Annotated in this window: 23 protein-coding genes; 18 read left to right on the forward strand and 5 right to left on the reverse strand. The window is 35.3% G+C overall.

The genetic code is table 11. The features are described from left to right. Positions 1-158 precede the first annotated feature (158 nt). Entirely contained in the window at positions 159-1,310 is a 1,152-nt protein-coding gene (locus NSS71_RS05995) for a D-alanyl-D-alanine carboxypeptidase family protein (protein WP_341151365.1), read from the forward strand. A 24-nt stretch (positions 1,311-1,334) separates the two neighbouring features. On the opposite strand, the gene NSS71_RS06000 is transcribed toward NSS71_RS05995, so the two are convergent. Next, positions 1,335-2,954, reverse strand: coding sequence for an ABC-F family ATP-binding cassette domain-containing protein (locus NSS71_RS06000; protein ID WP_047943409.1), 1,620 nt, complete (start codon positions 2,952-2,954; stop codon positions 1,335-1,337). Positions 2,955-3,389: 435 nt separating this feature from the next. Between NSS71_RS06000 and NSS71_RS06005 the strand changes: the two genes are divergently transcribed. Then, positions 3,390-3,524: a hypothetical protein gene (locus NSS71_RS06005; protein ID WP_268874828.1), complete on the forward strand. Its 135-nt coding sequence runs from the start codon at positions 3,390-3,392 to the stop codon at positions 3,522-3,524. A gap of 168 nt (positions 3,525-3,692) precedes the next feature. After that, positions 3,693-4,520, forward strand: a complete 828-nt coding sequence (locus NSS71_RS06010) for a formate/nitrite transporter family protein (RefSeq protein WP_047943410.1) — start codon at positions 3,693-3,695, stop codon at positions 4,518-4,520. Positions 4,521-4,576: 56 nt separating this feature from the next. Here NSS71_RS06010 and NSS71_RS06015 read toward each other — a convergent pair whose 3' ends face one another. Then, entirely contained in the window at positions 4,577-5,305 is a 729-nt protein-coding gene (locus tag NSS71_RS06015) for a ZIP family metal transporter (protein WP_047943411.1), read from the reverse strand. A gap of 271 nt (positions 5,306-5,576) precedes the next feature. Between NSS71_RS06015 and NSS71_RS06020 the strand changes: the two genes are divergently transcribed. From NSS71_RS06020 to recQ, 4 genes are all read left to right on the forward strand, one after another. Then, the gene (locus NSS71_RS06020; protein WP_047943412.1) at positions 5,577-5,867 is read left to right on the forward strand and encodes a hypothetical protein; all 291 of its coding nucleotides are present in this window, start codon (positions 5,577-5,579) and stop codon (positions 5,865-5,867) included. 139 nt (positions 5,868-6,006) lie between these two features. Next, entirely contained in the window at positions 6,007-6,108 is a 102-nt protein-coding gene (locus NSS71_RS06025) for a YjcZ family sporulation protein (RefSeq protein WP_082138378.1), read from the forward strand. A gap of 37 nt (positions 6,109-6,145) precedes the next feature. Beyond that, the gene (locus NSS71_RS25680) at positions 6,146-6,307 is read left to right on the forward strand and encodes a YjcZ family sporulation protein (protein WP_082138379.1); all 162 of its coding nucleotides are present in this window, start codon (positions 6,146-6,148) and stop codon (positions 6,305-6,307) included. Between the two features lie 246 nt (positions 6,308-6,553). Further along, on the forward strand, positions 6,554-8,710 hold the full coding sequence (gene recQ / locus NSS71_RS06035; protein WP_047943413.1) for a DNA helicase RecQ: 2,157 nt from the start codon (positions 6,554-6,556) through the stop codon (positions 8,708-8,710). Between the two features lie 57 nt (positions 8,711-8,767). Here recQ and NSS71_RS06040 read toward each other — a convergent pair whose 3' ends face one another. Beyond that, on the reverse strand, positions 8,768-9,946 hold the full coding sequence (locus NSS71_RS06040) for an alanyl-tRNA editing protein (protein ID WP_047943414.1): 1,179 nt from the start codon (positions 9,944-9,946) through the stop codon (positions 8,768-8,770). Positions 9,947-10,184: 238 nt separating this feature from the next. Here NSS71_RS06040 and NSS71_RS06045 point away from each other — a divergent pair, with 238 nt between their 5' ends. The 3 genes from NSS71_RS06045 to NSS71_RS06055 all read left to right on the forward strand — a co-directional run bounded on the left by NSS71_RS06045 (position 10,185) and on the right by NSS71_RS06055 (position 13,684). After that, on the forward strand, positions 10,185-10,370 hold the full coding sequence (locus NSS71_RS06045) for a cold-inducible protein YdjO-related protein (protein ID WP_047943415.1): 186 nt from the start codon (positions 10,185-10,187) through the stop codon (positions 10,368-10,370). Positions 10,371-10,637: 267 nt separating this feature from the next. Further along, entirely contained in the window at positions 10,638-12,770 is a 2,133-nt protein-coding gene (locus NSS71_RS06050; RefSeq protein WP_235844490.1) for a PAS domain S-box protein, read from the forward strand. A 182-nt stretch (positions 12,771-12,952) separates the two neighbouring features. Next, positions 12,953-13,684 (forward strand): 3D domain-containing protein, encoded by a 732-nt coding sequence (locus tag NSS71_RS06055; protein WP_047943417.1) that lies wholly within the window; start codon positions 12,953-12,955, stop codon positions 13,682-13,684. Positions 13,685-13,804: 120 nt separating this feature from the next. On the opposite strand, the gene NSS71_RS06060 is transcribed toward NSS71_RS06055, so the two are convergent. Continuing rightward, positions 13,805-14,548 carry a hypothetical protein gene (locus NSS71_RS06060; RefSeq protein WP_047943418.1) on the reverse strand — a complete coding sequence of 248 codons (744 nt, stop codon included), beginning with the start codon at positions 14,546-14,548 and terminating at the stop codon, positions 13,805-13,807. Between the two features lie 144 nt (positions 14,549-14,692). Beyond that, positions 14,693-14,887: a helix-turn-helix domain-containing protein gene (locus NSS71_RS06065; protein WP_235973392.1), complete on the reverse strand. Its 195-nt coding sequence runs from the start codon at positions 14,885-14,887 to the stop codon at positions 14,693-14,695. Between the two features lie 377 nt (positions 14,888-15,264). Here NSS71_RS06065 and NSS71_RS06070 point away from each other — a divergent pair, with 377 nt between their 5' ends. Genes NSS71_RS06070 through NSS71_RS06105 form a run of 8 tightly spaced genes read left to right on the forward strand, consistent with a single transcriptional unit; the run spans position 15,265 to position 22,710 of the window. Continuing rightward, complete coding sequence (locus NSS71_RS06070) at positions 15,265-16,245, forward strand: XdhC family protein (RefSeq protein WP_047943420.1); 981 nt, start codon at positions 15,265-15,267, stop codon at positions 16,243-16,245. Then, entirely contained in the window at positions 16,242-16,853 is a 612-nt protein-coding gene (locus NSS71_RS06075; protein ID WP_047943421.1) for a nucleotidyltransferase family protein, read from the forward strand. The genes NSS71_RS06070 and NSS71_RS06075 overlap by 4 nt, the downstream gene beginning before the upstream one ends. 1 nt (position 16,854) lies before the next feature. After that, positions 16,855-17,712, forward strand: coding sequence for an FAD binding domain-containing protein (locus NSS71_RS06080; RefSeq protein ID WP_047943422.1), 858 nt, complete (start codon positions 16,855-16,857; stop codon positions 17,710-17,712). Positions 17,713-17,736: 24 nt separating this feature from the next. Next, positions 17,737-20,022, forward strand: a complete 2,286-nt coding sequence (gene pucD / locus NSS71_RS06085; protein ID WP_047943423.1) for a xanthine dehydrogenase subunit D — start codon at positions 17,737-17,739, stop codon at positions 20,020-20,022. Positions 20,023-20,032: 10 nt separating this feature from the next. Beyond that, complete coding sequence (locus NSS71_RS06090; RefSeq protein WP_047943424.1) at positions 20,033-20,548, forward strand: (2Fe-2S)-binding protein; 516 nt, start codon at positions 20,033-20,035, stop codon at positions 20,546-20,548. Continuing rightward, positions 20,526-21,044 carry a 2-oxo-4-hydroxy-4-carboxy-5-ureidoimidazoline decarboxylase gene (uraD, locus tag NSS71_RS06095; RefSeq protein ID WP_047943425.1) on the forward strand — a complete coding sequence of 173 codons (519 nt, stop codon included), beginning with the start codon at positions 20,526-20,528 and terminating at the stop codon, positions 21,042-21,044. The genes NSS71_RS06090 and uraD overlap by 23 nt, the downstream gene beginning before the upstream one ends. A 3-nt stretch (positions 21,045-21,047) precedes the next feature. Then, positions 21,048-21,389 carry a hydroxyisourate hydrolase gene (gene uraH, locus NSS71_RS06100; RefSeq protein ID WP_047943426.1) on the forward strand — a complete coding sequence of 114 codons (342 nt, stop codon included), beginning with the start codon at positions 21,048-21,050 and terminating at the stop codon, positions 21,387-21,389. A gap of 4 nt (positions 21,390-21,393) precedes the next feature. Then, a complete protein-coding gene (locus tag NSS71_RS06105; RefSeq protein ID WP_047943427.1) occupies positions 21,394-22,710 on the forward strand; it encodes an allantoinase in 1,317 nt (438 codons plus the stop codon). The last annotated feature ends 340 nt before the right edge of the window (positions 22,711-23,050 follow it).

Raw genomic sequence — 23,050 nt, forward strand, 5'->3', positions numbered from 1 at the left:
TCTATATGTTTAGCAATAAAGGTATACTTGTATAATGATAAAAAAAATACAAAAGCGTTTCATTTTTGTGACAAAATCCCGATTGACCTTTATTATTCTCAATTATTTGGTACAATAGTCATGGTATTTAAAACATAGAAAATAATAGGTGAGGGAAAATGAAAGAAACGAGCATTGTATTTTGTTTCGTATTACTATTATTTTGCTTTCCTGCTATAAGTAATGCTGAAGATAATAGGGAACCTGAATTAATAAGTGAGGCAGCTTTCTTATTAGATAGTGATACTGGAGCAGTATTATATGAAAAGAATGGGTATAAAAAAATGTATCCGGCCAGTTTAACAAAAATAGCGACTGCTATTTATGCGATTGAAAATGGAAAATTAGATGATATTGTGACGGTAAGTGAGAATGCGTATTCAACGGAAGGGACAAAAGTTTATTTAGAAAAAGGTGAGCAAGTAACACTGAGACATTTACTTGATGGAATGTTAATTAACTCTGGAAATGATGCCGCAATAGCTATCGCTGAATATCTAGATGGTACGGTTAGTGATTTTGAAACAAGTATAAATAAGTATTTAAAGGAAAAAGTAAATGTTCATTCCACCCATTTCAAAAATCCAAATGGTTTATTTGATAAAGATCATTACACAACTGCAAACGATTTAGCATTAATCACCCAGTACGCCATGAAAAATGAAACATTTAGAGAAATATTTGGTACAGATGAATTAAAGTGGGATGGTTTGTCTTGGGATACTACATTAGTAAGCCATCATCAAATGGTAAACGGGAGTCGGCCATATGACAAAGTGACTGGCGGAAAAACTGGCTATGTAGACGAATCGAAACAAACTTTGGCTACTACCGCAGAGAATGGGGAGTTAGGTTTAATTGCTATCGTTTTAAAAGGAACATATAAGCAGGATGTATATAATGATACGGAAGCACTAATGGATTATGGCTTTAACCAATATACGCATAAGATACTTCCAGCAGGAAAATCATTTTTTGCTAATGGGAACACTTATGAAACATCAGAGGAAGTTAACATAACAGTTCCACGCACAAAAGGGAAGGAAGAGGTTAGCTCAACCGGTATTTTCCTGATAGAAAATGATAACGGCGATATTGTTCAATCAGTACAATTAGCAAAAACTAAGCCCGCAGAGGAAACATTTAAAAAAAATATTCCGAATGAAGCTGGAAGAGATGAGAAAAAATCTTCTTTTCCAGGAATAGTCTTCATTATTCCGTTCGCCATTTATTTGATCTATGTGATGAGAAAAAAGGCAATTAAACGTTAAAAAAACCGGGGAATCCCGGTTTTTTTATTTGTACATATTTGCAATATTTTTTTGTAATGCTTCATCTTCTAAATATTCATCGTAATTCATTTGCTTATCAACAAGTCCTTGCGGTGTAATCTCAAGAATACGATTAGCAATTGTTGATACAAACTGATGGTCATGAGAAGTGAAAATTAATGAACCTTTAAAGTTGATTAATCCATTATTTAAAGCTGTGATGGATTCTAAATCTAAATGGTTAGTAGGTTCATCTAAAAGTAGAACATTTGCGCCACTCAGCATCATTTTAGATAACATACAACGAACTTTTTCTCCACCTGATAAAACGCTAGGTTTTTTCAATACTTCTTCTCCAGAAAATAACATGCGACCTAAAAATCCTCTTAAGAAGCTTTCTGTTTGATCATTTGGAGAATATTGACGAAGCCAGTCTACTAGAGTTTCGTCATCGTTTTTAAAATACTCCGAGTTTTCGGCTGGGAAATAACTTTGAGAAGTAGTAACTCCCCATTTGTAAGTGCCGCTATCTGGCTCCATTTCGCCCGCTAAAATACGAAATAGGGTAGTCTTAGCAATTTCATTTGGACCAACAAGGGCAATTTTATCATCTTTATTCATAATAAAGCTTACATTATCAAGAATTTTAACTCCATCAATGGTTTTTGTTAGGTTTTCGACTCTTAATAAGTCATTACCAATTTCACGTTCAGGAGTAAATGCAACATATGGATATTTTCGTGATGAAGGTTTAATGTCATCTAACGAAATTTTATCAAGTAATTTCTTTCGGGAAGTAGCCTGTTTCGACTTAGAAGCATTTGCGCTAAAGCGAGCAATAAAGTTTTGAAGCTCCTTTATTTTTTCTTCTTTCTTTTTGTTTGCATCATTTGCCATTCTAGAAGCTAATTGACTGGATTCATACCAAAAATCATAGTTACCCACATAGATTTGGATTCTGCTATAGTCTAAGTCTGCGATATGTGTACAAACCTTGTTTAAGAAATGTCTGTCATGGGACACAACGATGACAGTATTGTCAAAGTTAATTAAAAATTCCTCCAGCCACTTAATTGCGTTAATATCCAGATGGTTAGTAGGCTCATCTAGTAAAAGAACATCAGGTTCACCGAAAAGTGCTTGCGCTAATAACACTTTCACTTTATCGGAACCGTTTAATTCCGCCATTGTTTTATAATGAAGCTCCTCACCAATGCCTAATCCTTTTAAAAGAATCGCTGCTTCAGATTCTGCTTCCCATCCGTTTAATTCGGCGAATTCTCCTTCAAGCTCTGCGGCTTTCATGCCATCTTCATCTGTGAAATTTTCTTTCATGTAAATAGCATCTTTCTCTTGCATTACTTCATATAATCTTGCATGACCCATTATTACCACTTTTAATACTTCATGTTCCTCATATTCAAAGTGATTCTGCTTTAAAACAGCAAGTCTTTCTCCAGGTCCTAAAGAAACATTGCCTGATTGAGCTTCTATTTCTCCGGATAGTATTTTTAGGAAAGTAGATTTTCCTGCACCGTTTGCTCCGATTAGACCGTAGCAATTACCTGGTGTAAATTTAATATTAACATCTTCAAATAATTTGCGATCACCATATCGAAGACCTACATTCGTTACTGTTATCATTTAAAAATCCTCCAAACTCCAATATCCTTAAAATTATATCATTTTTACTATCAGAGCGCGAATTATTTTAAATAAATCTTTCTTTGGAAGACTTTTTTTGATGAAAGTTTCCCTATTCCAAAATAAATAATTATCTATAGAAAGATAAGCTAGTTTTAATGAATACATTTATGCTTAAAAGAATCAAAAATATGAAAAATGCCCGATAGAAAAATGAAAAAATGTTTACGATAATAGAAACAAAGGGTAAAAAAATATCATAAATTAAAGGGTTTTCTACTAATAAAGAGAATTTATTAAGAAGTAGAGATGAAAGTGTTTTAATATGTTTCTAAATTAATAATCGATCGTCTAAAATTATTTATGATTTGTTCATATTTTTTTCATAAATTTCTAGTACACTAAAATTATTAAGAAATAAAGGAGTCGTATAGGATGGCTAAAAAACAGCTAGTTGATTTAGTTAATAAAATGAAAAAATCTGGTATAAAAATTAGCTTTACAAAGCCAAGATCGCAGTTTTCAGTAGCAATTCAACAGAATAGTAAATTATCGACTACGACACAGTGAGTTTATAAGCTTATTTCTATTTGAATAGTACATATTATAAATTTATTTTTGTAAATGAGGAGACGATATTTTCTCATTTACCTAATTGTTAAAAATTGTTCATTTTTTCACAAAGTAATTAACTTTTCCTTTTGTATAATAATGTTATACAGAAAGGAAGGTATTGCAATGGAAATTCACCCAGTTGATAAGGCAATTAATTATGCATTGAAGAAGAAAGAAACACTCGACGATTCTTTCTTTCGCTATTTTGTAAAAGCCATTTTAGCAGGAATATATATTGGTTTTGCTTTAATGCTGTGTTATCGTTTAGCACAACCATTTTTCGATATTCATTCTCCTGCTACGTACATGATGACTAGTTTATTTTTCGGGTTGGCGCTAGTCCTTATTTCGTATGGCGGCGGGGAATTATTTACAGGAAATACAATGGCTTTTGCAATGAGTACTTTGTCAGGAGCAACTAGTTGGAAAGATACTATTTATAATTGGGTTAGTACGTATTTTGGCAACTTAGTTGGAGCATTATTTTTTGCTTTGCTAATCTATTACTCAGGCTTGTTTAGCTTAGTTCCTAAAACAACTTGGCTTATGGATGTTGCTAATTCAAAAATGAGTGCAACAACAGTTGAATTGTTTGTTCGAGGCATCCTTTGTAACTGGTTGGTTTGTTTGGCAATTTGGATACCTATGAATGTGAAGGGGGATGTCGGAAAAATAATTGCAACATTATTAATTGTCTTCGCCTTTATGATTTCTGGTTATGAGCATAGTGTTGCTAATATGGCGCTTTTCTCCATTGCACTCATCGTACCACATCCAGAGACAATCACATTGGCTAATGCTTTACATAACTTAATACCTGTTACAATCGGTAATATCGTTGGCGGAGCATTCTTTGTTGGCGCATTAAACCTCTATATTTTTCCTAAGAAAAAAAGAAAAACGAATGAATCCTCTTTACGTGTTACTACACCTAAGTCATTAGCAAAGTAACAACCATTTTTAGTGACCAGAAAACTGTCGAAATCTTATTTCGACAGTTTCAGTTTCTATCCTAGATGACTCATGCATAGTGAGAAGATTAATCCCATACATGCAACAAAACCAATTGTTGGTCCTCCTTGCTCAAAAGCTTCGGGAAGCATAGTGGAGCAAACCATTGCAATTAATCCACCAGCACCAAATGACTGAAGCCCAGAAAGCATTACTGCTGATGCATTTTCTAAAAATAAATATCCCACTGAGCTGCTTATTGCGGAAATAAGGATGACACTGCTCCATAAAAATAAAATTTTCTTGTTTGAATAGTTGTCTTTTTTTAGACCCACCGTTGAAGATAGGGACTCAGGAAAATTACTGATGAAAATGGCAATTAAGAAGAGCATGTCCACCTTCTGTGTTATTAATAGACTTAATCCTATAATCATTGATTCTGGTATTGCATCCATCAGAGTGCCAATATAAATAGCTAGTCCCGAATGTCCTTCTGGATTTTTATGTGATCGTTTTCGATTGGACCCGCCTTTTTTATAGAGAAATATTTCAATTAAGGTAAATAAACCCGCTCCAGTTAAAAAAGTAATAGCAGTTGCTGCGATTCCACTTGTATGTACGGATTTGATTAAAAGCTCGAAAGAAGAGGCCCCTATTAATATACCAGTACCCAAAGCCATAAAATAAGCAATAATCCTTTTAGGTATCGATAAAAACAAAGCGGCGATAGATCCCGCGAGTAAGGAAAGACTTGCTACTGCCCCCCACATTGCTGCAACTAACATATGAAATCTCCTTTTTTTTCTTATTCCTACCCAATTATTTTAAAATCTACACATTTAGAAGTTATTTTAAATTATTGGTATTTCTATTTTGGAATATGCAATTTCTCGATCTGTTCTAGCTCAGGTAAATCGTAAAGGAAGGATTTTTTTTCTGATTTAATCTTAATGAAATAATCAGTCAAAATATCCGCTCTTCTCTTATGATAGTTGTCCATTCTTTTTTTAGACTTGTACATAGGATAATAGGGATGAATGGTTGGAGGTGTGATAAATGTCTGCTAAGAATTTTTATAATCAGTGTTCAAAAGGTGTTGGAAGATGTGTAAGAATCCGTACCCATAGTGGTGAGGTTCATACTGGAATCATCGAAAGAGTCACTCCTAATAAAGTGTATATTCGACCAATAGGGGGAAATCGGAGAAACCATGGTGGATTCGGATATGGTTATAGACGTGGTAATAGACCCGGCTGGGGCTGGGGTTGGGGCTGGGGATTTGGTGCAGCCGCAATAGGAGTATCTTTAGGGTTAATCGCAGCATTGGCCTTTATTCCTTTCTTTTAAACAATTATTAAAGGCAGATTTCTTTCTGAAAGGAATCTGTCTACATACTTTAATAAATTTTCAGCTTTTTCTTCAAACGCCCAAACAGGACAAACTCTAGACTCATATGATGCTTATGTGTATGAGGGAGGTGGAATAAATGAGTGGTGGCCATACAGCTGGTTTTGGTGGAGGTTTTGCTCTACTAGTAGTGCTATTCATTTTATTAATAATTGTAGGTTCTTGTTACGTCGGCTTCTGATAGGAATAAAGATAGAAAAAAAGGAGTGTTTTATAAAATGGGTTACGGAGGATTTGGATACGATAATTGTGGATGCGGTTATGCGGCCCCGGTTGCTGCACCAGTAGCTCCTTGCGGAGGATTTGGATTTGGCAGTGGGTTTGTCTTAATCGTAGTACTTTTCATTTTATTAATCATCGTAGGAGCAGCTTGGCTATAAATTTAATTAAAGGCTGATCCTCTGCTTTCGGTTCATGTTGTTAGCAGAGTGTAGCTTAGCATAATTGATAACTTGCTAATACCTCTATATGAGAATTAGCAAGTTACTTATTGCTGTGCTAATAAAGTGTTATTACGCATCTAATTGGACAGGCACTTGTAATGACAATGCTACGTTCAAAATTCATCCGATTAGTGTTACAATATTTTAAGAATATGTTCGGATAAAAGTGGGGAGATTTAGGTAATGATGGATAAAGCACGTAGTATTTTAAAAGAGTACTTTGGATATGACCATTTTAGAAAAGGACAAGAAGATATTATTCGTCTATTATTAAATGGGGAAAATGTTGCAGGAATTATGCCGACTGGCGGCGGAAAATCAATTTGCTATCAGGTGCCCGCGATGATTTTTCCAGGACTGACGATAGTTATATCCCCATTAATTTCTTTAATGAAAGATCAAGTAGATGCACTAACAGAAGTTGGAATTCCAGCGACTTACATTAATAGTACGTTACATAATGAAGAAGTACAGGAAAGGATCTGTGAAATAAAAAACGGTCATTATAAATTACTTTATATTGCACCAGAACGTCTTGAAGCAGATTATTTTACGGAATTATTAAAAGAAGTTTCTATTTCTTTTATTGCAGTAGATGAAGCTCATTGTATTTCACAATGGGGTCACGATTTTCGTCCAAGCTATGCAAAGATTGGCTTTCTCATTAATAAATTAGCGGAAAGACCTCTTGTCGCTGCGTTAACAGCAACGGCTACACCTAAAGTGCATGAAGATATTTGTCTTTTATTAAATATTCCAAGGGAAAATACAATTAAGACAGGATTTGCTCGTGATAATTTATCTTTTTCCATTATTAAAGGGCAAGATAAAGGGAAGTTTCTTGAATCCTTTTTAAAGAAAAATAAAGAGGAATCTGGGATTATTTATGCAGCGACTAGACAAGAGGTGGAAAAACTGCATGAAAGATTAGCAAAAAAAGGCTATTCAGTTGCGAAATATCATGGCGGTATGAACGATGGGCAAAGAGAGACTGAACAGCAAGCATTTATAAAAGATGATGTTTCCATTATGATTGCCACAAATGCATTTGGTATGGGGATTGATAAAAGTAATATTAGGTATGTCATTCATTATCAGCTTCCGAAAAACATGGAGGGTTATTACCAAGAAGCGGGAAGAGCAGGACGTGATGGTCTACAGAGTAAGTGCATATTGTTATATTCAGCACAAGATATTCGGATTCAGCGTTTTCTCATTGATCAGACAATAAACGATCCAGATAAACAGAAGCAAGATCTCGATAAATTACAATCCATGATAAATTTTTGTCATACTGAAGATTGTCTTCAAGAATATATTTTGCATTATTTTGGTGAAGAACATACGGAGAAATGTGGACAATGTTCGAACTGTACAGATGAAAGGACGGTAATCGATGTTACCGTGGAAGCACAAAAAGTACTGTCGTGCATGATAAGAATGGGGGAAAGATTCGGGAAAACAATGGTTGCCCAAGTATTAACAGGTTCAAAAAACAAAAAATTAATGGAGTTTCAATTAAATAAAATCAAAACATATGGCCTTATGAAAGAGCAATCAGCTAAAGAAATCAGTGATTTTATTGAGTTTCTTATTTCTGAACAATATATAGATGTTAGTACAGGAACGATGCCAATATTAAAGGTTTCCAACAAAGGAAAAGAAGTTCTTTTAGGAAAAATTAGAGTGGTCCGGAAAGAACAAATAGAGACAATAAAAGTTAGTGAAAATAACGCACTATTTGATTATTTAAGGGGGATTCGCAAACAATTGGCAGAGGAAGAAAATGTGCCTCCATTTGTGGTATTTTCCGACCAAACACTGCGAAATATCTCGATGGTTATGCCTACATCGCATGAAGATTTCCGAGAGATAAAAGGAATAGGAGACCATAAGCTGCAAAAATATGGAGATGTAATCATTGAACATATTTTAGCATTTCAAATAGAAGAGGCATATTCAGCTGACAGGAAAGAGATTCATTCTTCCGAAATAAATACGGAAATAGACAAAAAAGCGAAAAAATATGTGGAGAACTCTCATCTCCATACATTGGAGTTATGGGAAAGCGGATTATCCATTAAGGAAATCGCAAAAGAAAGACAATTAAATGTTCAAACGGTAGAAAACCATCTGCTTCGCTGTGGAGAAGAAGAAATAGAGATTGATTGGACAAAATTTCTAAAGCCAGAAGACAAAACGAAAATAGGGGAAGCAATTCAAAAAGTGGGCAAGGATAAATTAAAGCCCATTAAAGAAGAACTTCCAGACGAGATTAGTTATTTTATGATTAAAGTGGCGATCATGCTAGAAAAAAGAAACCAACAAATACGAAATTAACAAAAACCGTCCTCGATTTATTGGCAGAGCCATTATCTTAGGGACGGTTTTTGTTTTTTACATACTCTCTACTAATCTTTCTCTTATTTCCTTTAGGCAGGCATTTAATTGTGGAACGGTAGGGAACGTCCCTTGTGCCTGAAGTTCATTTCCCCCGCCTTTCCCTTCATATCCTTGGATTGTTTCCTTAAGAAACTTGCCGCAATGAAAAGGATAATCACCATTATGCTGTAATAGTATTTTTTTATCTATTTCCGAACTAAGGAGAATAATGCAGCTAGATTTTTGCAAGAGGTATTTGGCAAGAATAGATAAATCTTTGATTGTTTTGTCTGCAAATGAAAGGAAGATTACTTTTTCCATTTGTGTCGAAAGCATTTGTTCTGCTAAAAACGCTATATTTTCTCTCTTTAGTGTTTCTAATTCTTTAGTTAATCCCTTTTTCTCTAATTCCAGTTTATTTACACGATCTTCAAGCTGCAGTTTGTTTGTTTTAAAAAACGTTCCTAAGTTATCTAATATAGATTGTGCTGTTTGATAGTCACGAATGGCTCTCCACCCACTTAAAAAGAAAACCCTAGTTTGACCACGATGTTTTTCAGTTTTAAATATTTTAAAGACGCCTAGTTCTCCGGTTCTGCCTACATGTGTTCCAGCACATGCAGAAAAATCCCAATCATCGATTTCTACGATTCTTATATCGCCAGTTACTTTCGGCCGCTTTCTTAAAGGAAATTTGCTCACTTGTTCATGAGTGATAATATGTGTTTTGATTTCTAAGTTTTTCATGATATAGGAATTACAGGAGTTTTCTAGTTGAGTTATTTGTTCTTTTGTTAGATCAGCTGTATCTATATCAATTGTTGTGTACTCTTTTCCTAAATGAAAGCTAACTGTAGTAATTTGAAATAATTCTTCCAAAACAGCTGATAACATGTGCTGAGCAGTGTGCTGCTGCATATGATCATACCGTCTATCCCAATCTAATTCACATGATACCAGTTTATTTTCTGGTTTTCTTTCCATAAGATGATAAATTTGATTATCTTTCATCTGTACATCTAGGACACGAATCCCATCAATGAATCCAGTATCTGCTGGCTGCCCTCCGCCTTCTGGATAAAAAGCTGTTTCTTTTAAAAGTACATAAATTTGATCATTCGTTTCGATAACTTTCTTTATTGCGGTTGTCCATTTTGTTTCATATGGAGTTGAATAAAACAATTTTGTAGACATTTTTTGCTCCTTCGCGTTCATTTTTCATCATAATACCATAACAATTACACTTAGTTACAGATTTGAAAAAAATATTTGCTCAGTTTCTTTAGCATTATAGATTATTAATGGTCAATGCGCTAATTCCCATTATGGCTTGGAAAAAGTAATAGGTGTTTAATTTCTTTAAATGTTTTGGTTTACACACATAATTACTGGCGGTGCTGGCCATAATAATTTAAAAAGGGGGCTTGTTCATATGTTTTTTAATCGAAAAGGCGCGGAAGAAAAACCAGAAGAAGTGTTAATGAGTATGGAAGTATATGCATGTAATTCGTGTAACGGGTGGATGAGAAAGGATTATGCTACAGATGATCTACTTTGTCCTCTATGTGGAGATCAGACAACTGCAGAAATGAGAGAGCTTCCTCAAATCAGTAATTAACTCGTAAAACACGACAGCTTTATAAATTTACTTAATATTGTTGGGCTTAGTCGTGGAGATTTCCTATCCCATCTCCTTATTTGGAAAACTCTTCGACTTTCTTCAGAGAATATTCATGTCCCTCCATATCCCGCTATTCAATCTCTCCAAAGAACGAATGATTATGTGGCCGTTTAGTGTATGATTTATACAAAAATGCTTTCTTATCTGTTTTATTTGATTTACAATCAAATAGAATGCAAAAAATAGATTAGGAGGATTTTTTGTTTGTATAACTCCATATTAATTTTTATTAGTATCCTAATCGTATATATGGCATGCTATTCTTCGTTTGATTTATTTCAATTAGTGAAAAATGGAGAGAAAAATAGTAGATTTTTGTTTTTAGCAAGCACATTTACGATAGGCTTTGGTTTTTGGATTTTAAGTTTTATTGATATGATGATTAAAAATGTGTATGCAACTGCTAATTATAATATCCCTATCACTATCTTATCAATGGTAGTTGGCATATGTTTTAGTGGTATGGCATTTTATGCGCTATTAGATAAGGAAAAAAAGAAAAGAAGAATCTATGTATCTGCTTTCTTTTTTAGTCTTTCTTTATTATCAATATCCATCATTGGTTTTTATTCAATCGGCAGTACAGTATATTATCAAATTCCGCAATTATTTATCAGTTTTTTATTGTTATTTATAGTATTTTTTATTTCAATATGGTTATCATTTTATCCTGTTACAATTTCTGCCACTTTAAAAAAATGGGTACGGCCTGTATGTAGTTTATTAATGACGGGAGTATGTATGATTAGTCATTTTATTCTCTTAAGTGATGTAAGCGCACCAGAAGTGTCCGTTGTGAGAGATTCCTATCAAAGCAGCTTCATTATTTACATTGCGTTATTTGTCTCTGTATTAGTGTTAGGCGGATTAATTGGAACTAGTACCTTAATTCGAGAACGAATGGATGTAGGAGCAATCAATGTAAGAGATATGCAGCTTGCACTTGATGAGTCTGCAATCGTGGCTTTTACTGATGATAATGGAATGATTACATATGTAAACGATAAATTCGTGGAAGTCTCGAAGTATAGTCGTGAGGAACTGTTAGGACAAAATCATCGTATTTTGAATTCGGGTCATCATTCGCCTGAGTTTTTTCGAAAATTATGGAACACGATTAAAAGAGGGGAGATATGGAAAGGGGAGATACTCAATAAAGCAAAGGATGGTACGCTATATTGGGTTGATACCGTAATAGTCCCTTTTTTAAATAAGGAGGGGGCACCTTATCAGTATGTTGCAATCAGACGGGACATTACAGAGCAAAAAATGGTTCAGCATCAACTGGAAGAGTCTGTACGTGAAGTAAGTGACATTACCTATGCATTAGAACAATCAAGTATTATTGCTTTTACAGATAAAAGAGGGATTATTACAAATGTTAATTCTAAATTTTGTGAGATATCCGGATATAGTAGGCAGGAATTAATCGGAAAAACGCATCGTATTGTAAATTCTGGCTATCACTCAAAAGATTTTTTCCGAAATGTTTGGCAAACAATTGAAAAAGGGGAAATCTGGAAGGGGGAAATCCGAAATAAAAGGAAAGATGGCTCTTATTATTGGGTCGATACAACTATTGTCCCTTTTTTAGATAAAAATAATAAGCCTTATCAGTATTTAGCTATAAGAAATGATATTACGGAAAAGAAACGCACAGAAGAAGTTCTTCATCGACAAGATAAATTAGCAGCGATTGGTCAATTAGCAGCTGGTGTTGCTCATGAGATCCGCAACCCATTAACTTCTATAAAAGGATATGCGGAATTTTTGAGTATGGATGAAACCGAGAAAGATCGACAGGAATACTTTGAGATTATTTTAGATGAGATTGAAAGAGTAAACTCTATTGTAGAGGAATTCATGCTTCTTTCTAAGCCGACTGTTTCTGTGTTAGAGAAAAAACCGCTACTACCTATTATCGATAATGTTCTTTCTATTTTAGATTATCAGTTGCGAAAAAATAAAATTCAATTGAATCGATTTTACGAAGAGCCGAATCCTTTTGTAGAATGTGACGAGAATAAATTAAAACAGGTTTTCTTGAATTTTATAAAAAACGCGGTCGAAGCTATGCCTGACGGGGGCTCTATTGATATAAGCGTAAAAAAAGGAAAGGAAGATATTTCGATTATAATCAAAGACAGCGGAATCGGTATGTCAAAAGAGCAATTAAAAAAAATAGGTGAACCATTCTTTACAACAAAAAAAGAAGGCAATGGACTTGGATTAATGGTCAGTTTCAAAATAATTGAGAATTTAAATGGGAAAGTATATGTAGACAGTGAAATAAATAAAGGTACAAGCTTCCACATAACCTTGCCTTCCGTTCATTAAAAACTATGTTTGAAAAGAAAACAGGTATTAGTTTATAGATTATTCTGACGATTCGTATTGTGTTTGTTATTGGATTGTCATATACGTAATCGAATTAACAACTGCCTGTTCTTTTTTTTGGCGTTTTTCATGTTAAGATTATACCTGTTAGCTCAACTGGAGCTATTCTAGGAGGTATAAAAATGAAAAAAATCTTTTCTATTCTAACTTGTGCATCAATACTAACTACAGCTGCTCCGTTTGTAGGTGCAGAAGAAATGAAAGTAGAAAAAGGAGATACTCTTTGGTCTATTTCACAAGAAAAAAAGGTAAGTGTTGATGATATAAAAAGATGGAATGATTTAGATAGTGATATCATTAAGGCGGGTGATACACTTACTATTGAAGATGTAAAGAAATACACAGTAAAAGCGGGAGATAATCTATGGAAGATATCTCAAAAATATAATACAACTGTAGATCAGCTAAAGGAATGGAATAAGCTGAATAGTGATACAATACATAAGGATGACGTATTGATTGTTTCCAAAGAAGGTTCTGAACAAAACGCACCAGAATCAAAGCCACTAAACAAAGCAGTTAAAGCAGATAATACAGTAAAGGTTGAAAGTACAAATTCAGCAGCAAAAGAAATCACAGTAACCGCGACAGCATATACAGCAAATTGTGAAGGATGCTCTGGTGTTACAGCAACCGGAATTAATTTAAAGGATAATCCAGATAAAAAGGTTATTTCAGTTGATCCTAACGTAATTCCTCTAGGCTCTAAGGTCTATGTGGAAGGATATGGTACTGCAATTGCCGGAGACACAGGCGGAGCGATTAAAGGGAAGAAAATTGATGTATTTGTTCCATCTCAAGCGAAAGCATTAGAGTGGGGAAGAAAACAAGTTTCTGTAAAAATCCTTGATTAAGTTAAACGCTTGAAAGTATTCCAGCAAAAAAAATATACCTAGACGATTATACGAATGTTTTTACTAGCAACTTCGTATAATTGTTTAGGTTTTTTATTTGTGTATAAAAAAATTGATATTTTATTTTTTTATCGTCTCATCTTTTTCAGAAGAAACGAAGAATCGCTGAATTGGCTGCGAGATGCTTTTAATATTGTTTTCTATTTTTTCCGCTAAATAATGTACTCTTTCAAAGATAACTTCTTTAAGATGGTCGAGCTGCCGACTGATTTTATTGACACTCCCAGTTGTTTCTTTCATGCTTTCTAATAAGGTTTGCTGAAATATTTCGTGTAAATCCAACTTTTCTGCAATATGTTGATAGTTGGTTTCAGTTTCCGTGATTTTTGTTTTCACGTCTGCAGCAAGCTGATTAAATTCTTCCATTTTATTAGAAATCATCGAAATATCTTTCTCTTGAAAGGTTAACTGGTCAAATAGAGCTGTTTGCCGCAGAGATTCTTCCCTTGTTAATTCTTTTTGCTCTTCTGCTAGCAAGATAAGAGTGTCAAGTTGTGCTTCTATTGTGGATGTTTCATTATCTAAATCAGTAATTTTAGTTAAAAGCTCCTTTGTAGCTGAATCATTAAGTTCTAATTTTGAATCGATTTCGTTAAAATGCTGAAGATGCTTCTTCTGTTTCTCAATCAAATCTTCCTGAAATTTATACCATAATGTCATTAATTGCTCATTTTGTTTGTGCTGTTTAAATAGATATTCCTGTAAATAATTGTGTTGGAAATGGGATTGATTATTTAAACTTTCAGCAGAAAGTTTGGGAAGATAAACTTTTGAAGAGTTGCTGTGGTGTTCCTTTGTAGGCATTTTCCCCCTCCTTTCTCCTTCTTTATTCTATTGGGAAAGAGAAAAAAGGGTGCAGAGGATAATTTTAAATAGAAGAAAATAGAAAGTATCTACATAAAGCATAACACAAGGGATCTGTATGTTCTTGCTATTTTCTTCTAGAAACTACATAAACGGAGGAATTCCTTTACTTATTTCTGATATTATGGATGTAATGGAGGCGATATCTTGATCGTCAATGTTAAACGTTTGTCTAATCTTATTTTCTAAATCTTTACTAACTCTTCGCTTTCCGACTTCCACTAAAGCAATTAATGCAAAGCTGCAATTTAAAACACGGGCAAAATCTCTCTGTGTCATTTCATAATTTTTCCTAATAAATTTAATAATTTCTTTATTCATAGTCCACCTCATTTAATTAAATAAAAGAATAAATAAGAAAGACGAAAAGAAGAATTTTTTAATCCAAGATATGAGCATTATAGTTGATAATCAAGAAAATGTAAATATATTATGCTAGTAAAAAACGAATACAAATATTTTGAATTATAATATTCATTTTTTTAATTTTTAGATAATTTGTTCAATCTATCTAATTACCACTTAGATTATTATTTAATTAGTCCAATGACATATAAAAAGGAAGGAATTAATATGATGTAATAACATCTAATGTTATAAAAAGTAACAATGATTTTCGATTCGACTAAAAATTTGATTGGAATGGGGGAGTTAGCGTGTCTTCCGATCATTATGCTGTTATTGATGCGGTTATTGCAACAGAAAAAAACAGTTATTTAGCGACAATTGTGAAGGTGGAAGGAACAGCCTACCGGAAAGAAGGAACTATGATGTTCATCACGGATGCCGGAAAAGAAAAGGGATTATTAACAGGCGGATGTGTAGAGCAGGATTTACTCGCAAGAATCGAAATGCAGCAAAAAGCTAAAGCTTTTTTAATGGAATACGATCTGCGTTCAGAAGATGATTTGACATGGGGGCAAGGCATTGGATGTGATGGGAAAATTTATATTATGGTTGAACCGGTCACGCCGGCAACAAGCAAAGTTTTTCAGCAATTAAAATCACATATGCAAAAAGGAGAAAGTGTCAAACTTATTAAGAGTTTTCATAAATTAGATAATTTCCTTGTTAATACGGTCAGCCCACAAACAAAAACAGAAACAAATGTTGCATCTACTTCTTTTTTGGATACTGACAATAAGTATATATTTACCCAAGCTCTCTCTCCTCAACCAAGATTAATTATCTATGGAGCAGGACCAGATGTCAAACCAGTTGTCTCTTTTGCTAGCAAAGCCGGGTTTTATGTCATCTTATCTGATTGGCGAGAAGCTATTTGTTCAGCAGATAATTTCCCAGACGCAAAAGAATATCAAATAGGTTCTCCGACTCAGGTGCTGGCCGCAATAAAACCCTCAGAAGATGATTATGTACTATTGATGACACACAGCTTTAGTAAAGATCAAGAATTTGTACATTTACTTTTGGAACGAAGGGTAAAATTCTTTGGGTTATTAGGCTCCAAAAAGAGGTCGGAAAAATTATTGGCAGAAAAAATAAAGCCAGATTGGATCCACTATCCAGTCGGAATATCTATTCATTCAGAAAGCCCAGAAGAAATCGCCATTAGTATAACAGCACAATTAATTAAAATTAAAAATGAAAAGAATTCTCTTGTAGGTAAAATAGGATGATTACAGCCTTATATTTAGCTGCGGGGAATAGCAAGAGGATGGGAGAACATAAACTGTCCCTTCCTCTTCGGAATGAAACAGTTGGTAATCATGGATTATCTGTGTTGCTTACCTCGCCATTTGTTGATTATGTTTTTGTTATCGTTCAACCAGGCGATCACTTAAACTGGATAACACCTGCTAATAAACTCTTTTTGAATGGAAAAAAAGGGAAAGTAATTACTTGTGACGAAGCGTCTCTAGGGCAATCATATTCTTTAAAAAAAGGTTTTAAAGCAGCTATCGAGCAACAGGCAGAAAAGATTCTTGTATGTTTAGCAGATCAGCCTTTTATTACCCATGAAATGATAGATAAAATCGTGACTACTCCATTACTTCCTCCATATAAATATGTAGCAAGCATGCATAAGGGGGTTTACAATCCGCCGATTTTATTCCATCCGAGCGCGATATCAGATATAAACTACTTAGAAGGAGATATAGGAGCTAGAAAATTATTGCAAGATGGCATTATGCATGGGGAAAAGATTGAATTTTCTGAAGAAGAATATTTTATTGATATTGATACAAAAAATGATTATGAAAAAGTGCTGAAAAGGAGGGAATAACATGCATGTTTCAACTCTCAATTATCCGACTACTGTGGAAATACCTACCACCTTATCTGCTATTAATAAATGGAATGAATCAAATTATGCCTTTATCTCCGGTGGAACAATCCTTCAAGTAAATTGGGAAGCAGGTCAGGACAAACCAAACCACCTTATTAGTACAGAAAAATTAATGGAGTTAAAAGGAATCTCAGAAGTAGAACTAGATGGCCAATTCTTTTTGCAGATTGGTGCAGGCATGTCTATTTCTGAATGTTTAACCAGCGTATTAATGCAAGAAAAGGCTCCGCTTATAGTAGAGGCCTGTGAGAAAATAGCGGCTCCTGCAATTCGTAACAGAGGAACAATTGGCGGAAATATATGCAGCAAAATTGGTGATAGCATTCCTGCTTTATTAGTTTTGGAGGCACTATTAACTTTTTTTAATGGCAAGGAGACCTACTTAATCACATTAAAGGATTGGCTGGCATCAAAAAAGCGGCCATCATCCGAATTGTTAACAAAAGTACTCATACCAATAGCAGCACGAAAGCTAGAAACATATTCTTTTTTTAGAAAGATTGGTAGACGGGCCAGTTTTACAGCTGCAATTATATCGATTGCAGGGTATCTAGAATTTGAAGAAAAAAATATAAAGACCATAAAAATTGCGATTGGCGGAGGCAGTCACATTCCGACTCGTCTTACAAGCACAGAAAGGGAGATTACCCGCTCGCAGAGTCCTATTGATTGGTCCCGAATCTCTAAAGTCATTCAGGAAGACTTCCTATCTTATACAGATCCCTTTATAACAGAAGCGTATCGCAAAAAAGTCGCAGCAAACGTAATAATTGCTAATATGAAAGAATTACTTTAATAGAAAAAGAAGGGAGTTGTTTAGATGATCCTTGATAACGAAAGCGCTGGTAGTCGTTGGAAAATAAGAAGAGACGGTGTGCCTAAGGTGACTGGAAAACTTAAGTATTTAACTGACTTAACGTTTCCTAATATGCTTTATGGAACCGTTCTTAGAAGTGAATATCCTCATGCAGAAATTGAATCAATCGATACTAAAGAAGCAGAAGAGCTTGCTGGGGTTTTTGCTGTTATCACTTATAAGGATGTACCAGGCTTAAATGGCTTTGGGATTGTTATACAGGATCAGCCGGTCTTTTGTGAAGAGAAAGTCAGATATGTAGGCGACGCAATTGCCGCTGTTGCGGCTAGAACAAAGGAAATTGCACAACAAGCCATTTCTTTAATTAAAGTAAAATATCAGCCATTGCAGATAATCACAGATCCAGATGAAGCCTTAAAAGACACTGCAATCAGGCTGCATAAAGAAGGAAATCTCCTTCATCAGGCTGCTTTTAAGAAGGGAGAAAGTAATATAGAAGAAGCCTTTAATAAGTGCGAATGGATCATAGAAGGAACGTATCAGACACCAAGACAAATGCATGCTTATATGGAAACGGAAGGGGGTGTAGCTGTACCAGATGAAGCAGGAGGCATTACCATTTATGCACCAACCCAGCATGGTTTTAAAGATCAGCTGCAGCTTTCTCGAATTTTAGCACTCCCACTGGAAAAAATCCGGATTATTTCTAGCCCGATTGGAGGCTCCTTTGGAGGGAAGGACGAATTAAATGTTCAACCATATATCAGCTTGCTGGCATTAAAAACACAGCGGCCAGTGAAAATACATCAATCAAGAAGAATATCGATTAAGGCCGGTTTAAAAAGACATCCAATGAAAATCTATATGAAGACAGGTGCTGACGTATCTGGAAAAATAATCGCCCACCAAGTAAAGATTACTGCAGATACTGGTGCATATGCTACTTTAGGACCTGCAGTACTTGACTTTGCTGTAGAGCATAGTGCTGGACCATATATAATCGAAAATATAGATGTTAAAGGCTACTCTGTTTATACAAATAACGGTGTTGCCGGTGAATTCAGAGGATTTGGCGGCAATCAAATCACCTTTGCATTAGAAACGCAAATTGAAAGATTAGCAGAAAAAGCCAGAATAGATTCAACCAAATTACGCTTCACTAATTTACGTAAGACAGAAGATTTTGGTCCGGTGGACCAGCCTATTGTTCCAACAAATGGCGCTTATGCTGTCCTTACTGAAATTACCAAGTCAGCAATTCTTCAAAAGGACTTGGTCACAAATCCTATGAATGGAGATAAGAAAATAAAAGGAAGGGGATATAGTATTACCATGCATGGAGGGGGATTGGGATATGGAAGAGCAGATGCTTCTGGTGCCCGACTGGCTTTAAACAGTGCTGGGAAAATAGAGGTATCTTTTGGATTTGAAGAATGTGGGCAAGGATTAATTCCAACCATTGATATGATTATGGCAGATACCTTTCTTTGCGAACCTAGTGATATCGAAATTACTATTGGCGATACGGCTAAAGTTCCCCACTCTGGCTCTTCTACTGCCTCACGAGCAACAAATATGGTGTGGCTTGGTATCAATAAATTAAAAGGTCCATTTAGCGAAAAACTACTTACATTGGCAGAAAAACAAACTAAATGTCCGAAAGAAAGCTTATTTCTTGGTAAAAATGGCATTTGGAAAAACGCAGAAGAGAACGAGGAACCAGCGCTTATTCTTCCATATAAACAGTTAGCAGAATCATGTGAAGAGCTGCCAACTGTTTCAGTAAGCTACCACTTTCCTACTACCCCAAACTCTATTGATGGTGGTCATTTTTTATATACTTTTGCCGGTGTAGCAGCCGAGGTCGAAATAGATTTGTTATCTGGAAGCGTAGCAGTAACTAGGATGGATCATGTTATTTCAGCTGGACCTGTAGTGAACCCAATGGGATATTTAGGGCAAATTGAAGGGGGAGCTAATATGGGGTTAGGATTTACGATTATGGAGGATGCAGTTATGGAAAATGGCCGCTATATGAATGAAAATTTTGATACGTATCTTATCCCAACGATATTAGACATCCCGATAGAGACAACTGTTACTGCAATAGAAGAATTAGTCCCTGGAGATGACTATGGGCCAAGAGGGGTTGGCGAAATTGGCACAGTTGCTGTTGCTCCAGCTATCATTTCCGCCATTCATGACGCTGCAGGAATATGGCTTAATCAACTCCCAGTGAAAGCGGATATACTATTGCAAGCACTGGAACGACAAGGTTTACGAGAATAGGAGGGGGCATATGGATACAAAAAAAATTATGGAAAAAACCACTTTTAAGGTAAATGGAGAATCTTTAACGCTAAGTCTTCCTCCAACATTTCGCCTTGTTGATATCCTTCGGGATGTTTTATCTCTTACTGGGACGAAAATAGCTTGTGAGGCTGGCAGGTGTGGTGCCTGCTCAGTCATTATGAACGGAAAGCTGGTGAATTCCTGTTTAGTAATGGCATATCAATTGGAAAATGCTGAAATCTTAACGATCGAAAGCTTAGCAGAGAAAAACCTTCATCCTATTCAAGAAGCATTTTTAGAGGCAGGCGCATTACAGTGTGGTTACTGTACTCCTGGAATGGTAATGGCATTAAAAAGTTTACTAGATGAAAACGAACAGCCCTCTAGAGAGGAAGTACTGGCTGCATTATCTGGAAACCTTTGTCGCTGTACAGGATATGAAGGAATTTTAAGAGCTGTTGCGTTGTTAACTAATAAAAGGGAAGGGCAGGGATCAATAAATGTATACGATAGCAGAAATTAATCAAATGAATCGACAGGAATTCATTGAAAAGATCGGCTGGGTGTTTGAGCATAGTCCGTGGATTGCCAATAAAACATGGAAATATCACCCTTTTCCAAGCTTAAATACCCTCTATCAACTAATGGTACAGGCAGTAACAGAAGCACCAATTGAAGATCAGCTTGATTTAATCCGAGCACATCCAGATTTAGGCGCGAAGTTACAAATGACTTCCTCTTCGAGTAAGGAACAAAAGGGTGCTGGCTTGAATCAATTATCGCAGCAAGAATTCATGCAATTTGCAGCCTTAAATAAAGCCTATTCTGAAAAATTCGGCTTTCCGTTTATCTTAGCTGTCAAAGGTCATACAAAGGATTCCATTTATCAGTCCATGAAAGAACGCATCAACCACACAAAGGAAGAGGAATTTCAAACTGCATTAATCGAGATATTTGCCATATCGAAATACCGATTAGAGGAAATAGTCGAATTAGAAACAGAAGGACAAGGTGCATAGACTATGAAAACGGGCATAACAACTCATGTATTAGATTTATCCAATGGGAAACCAGGAAAAGGGATCAAAGTTGAGCTTTGGAGATTGCAAGATTCAGAAAGAATTTTTTTAGAAAGCGGAATAACCAATCAAGACGGCAGAGTCGACACTATCCTATTAGAAAAAATAGAGACAGGAGAATTTGAATTAGTATTTTATATACAAGAGTATTTTGGTCATTCAAAAGAACAACACCCATTTTTTACGACGATTCCTATTCGTTTTTATACAGATGAAACCCAACTGCATTATCATATCCCTTTATTATTATCTGGCTGGGGATATCAAACCTATCGGGGGAGCTGATGACTTGGAGGATTTAGATTTAATCATTCAAAATGGATTCCTTGTAAATGAGGAAACAGTCTATAAAGCAGATGTTGGAGTGAAGAATGGAAAAATAGCGATAGTTGGTTCAGGCATTAATGGAAATAATGCTACAAAAACTTACAATGCGGATGGTCTATATCTATTTCCAGGGGTTATCGATTCACATGTCCATTTTAACGAGCCGGGAAGAAGTGACTGGGAAGGGCTTGAATCAGGCAGCAAAAGCTTAGCTGCTGGTGGAGGAACGTTATTTTTTGATATGCCTCTTAATAGTCATCCACCTACAATAACAGAATATGGTTTCCAGCAAAAAGAAAGGCTAGCTAAGAAAAAATCAGTTATTGATTACCGTTTATGGGGAGGAATTGTTCCTGGTAATTATAATGAGATTGAAAAATTAGTAAAATGTGGTGTCATTGGTTTTAAAGCATTTATGTCGAATAGCGGGATAGAAGATTTTCAAAGCGCTGATGACCGCACTTTATATCAAGCGATGAAAAAAATCGCAGCTTTACATAGTATCTTAGCCGTTCATGCAGAAAGTGATACGATTACAGAGTTTTTAAGCAAGGAAATCATCCATCAACAGACTAATATAGGCCTTGCTTTTTCCAATGCAAGACCTATCTTTTCGGAAGTGGAGGCTGTTCAGCGGATCATTGCATATGCCGAAGCCACTAGATGTAAGGTGCACATCGTTCACATCACAAGTTCTAAAGTATTGGAACCAATAATTGTCGCAAAGCGGCGGGGGCTGGACATAAGCGTTGAAACATGTCCTCATTATTTATCATTAACAATCGATGACTTAGAAGAATTAGGAGCCGTCGCAAAATGCGCTCCACCGCTACGCTCTGATAACGAAGTAGATGACTTGTGGGAAGCAATCAAACGAGAGGAAATTGATATGATTGGATCAGATCATTCACCATCGCTTCCATCCATGAAAAATGGCAATTTATTAGAAGCATGGGGTGGGATTGCCGGCTGTCAAACGACACTGTCTGTTTTATTAGAAGAAGGCTATTGGAAACGAGGAATTTCTCTTCCGATTATCGCAAAAATAACAAGTACAAACCCAGCTAAACGTTTCGGGCTCTATCCACAAAAAGGAAGTATCACAAATGGAAGTGATGCAGATATAGCTATTGTTGATTTAAATGAAACCTATACACTCCAAAAGGAAGATCTGTATTATAAGCATAAAATAAGCCCTTATATAGGCAAAACGTTTAGGGGGAAAGTGAAAGCAACTATTTGCAAAGGAGAAATAGTTTATTCAACTCTTAATAGATAGCAAGACTTTCACAATTTATTTATGAGAATACAGGAGAATTCAGTGTCTGTAATTAACCATGATTGAGGAGGAAAAACCTCTAATCATGGATTGTTTTGTTTCCTTTTGTATAGAAAGTATTTATTTGGCCGATGAAAACCACTTATATCATCTTTTCCGCAAAAAGTGGCGTTCATTTGTTGAATGAAAACCACTTATGCCATCTTTTCCATAAAAAGTGACGTTCATTTGTTGAATGAAAACCACTTATGCCATCTTTTCCATAAAAAGTGGCGTTCATTTGTTGAATGAAAACCACTTATGCCATCTTTTCCATAAAAAGTGACGTTCATCTGGAGAA

The organism is Niallia sp. FSL W8-0951 (assembly GCF_038006525.1).
Taxonomy (GTDB): Bacteria; Bacillota; Bacilli; order Bacillales; family Cytobacillaceae; genus Niallia; species Niallia circulans.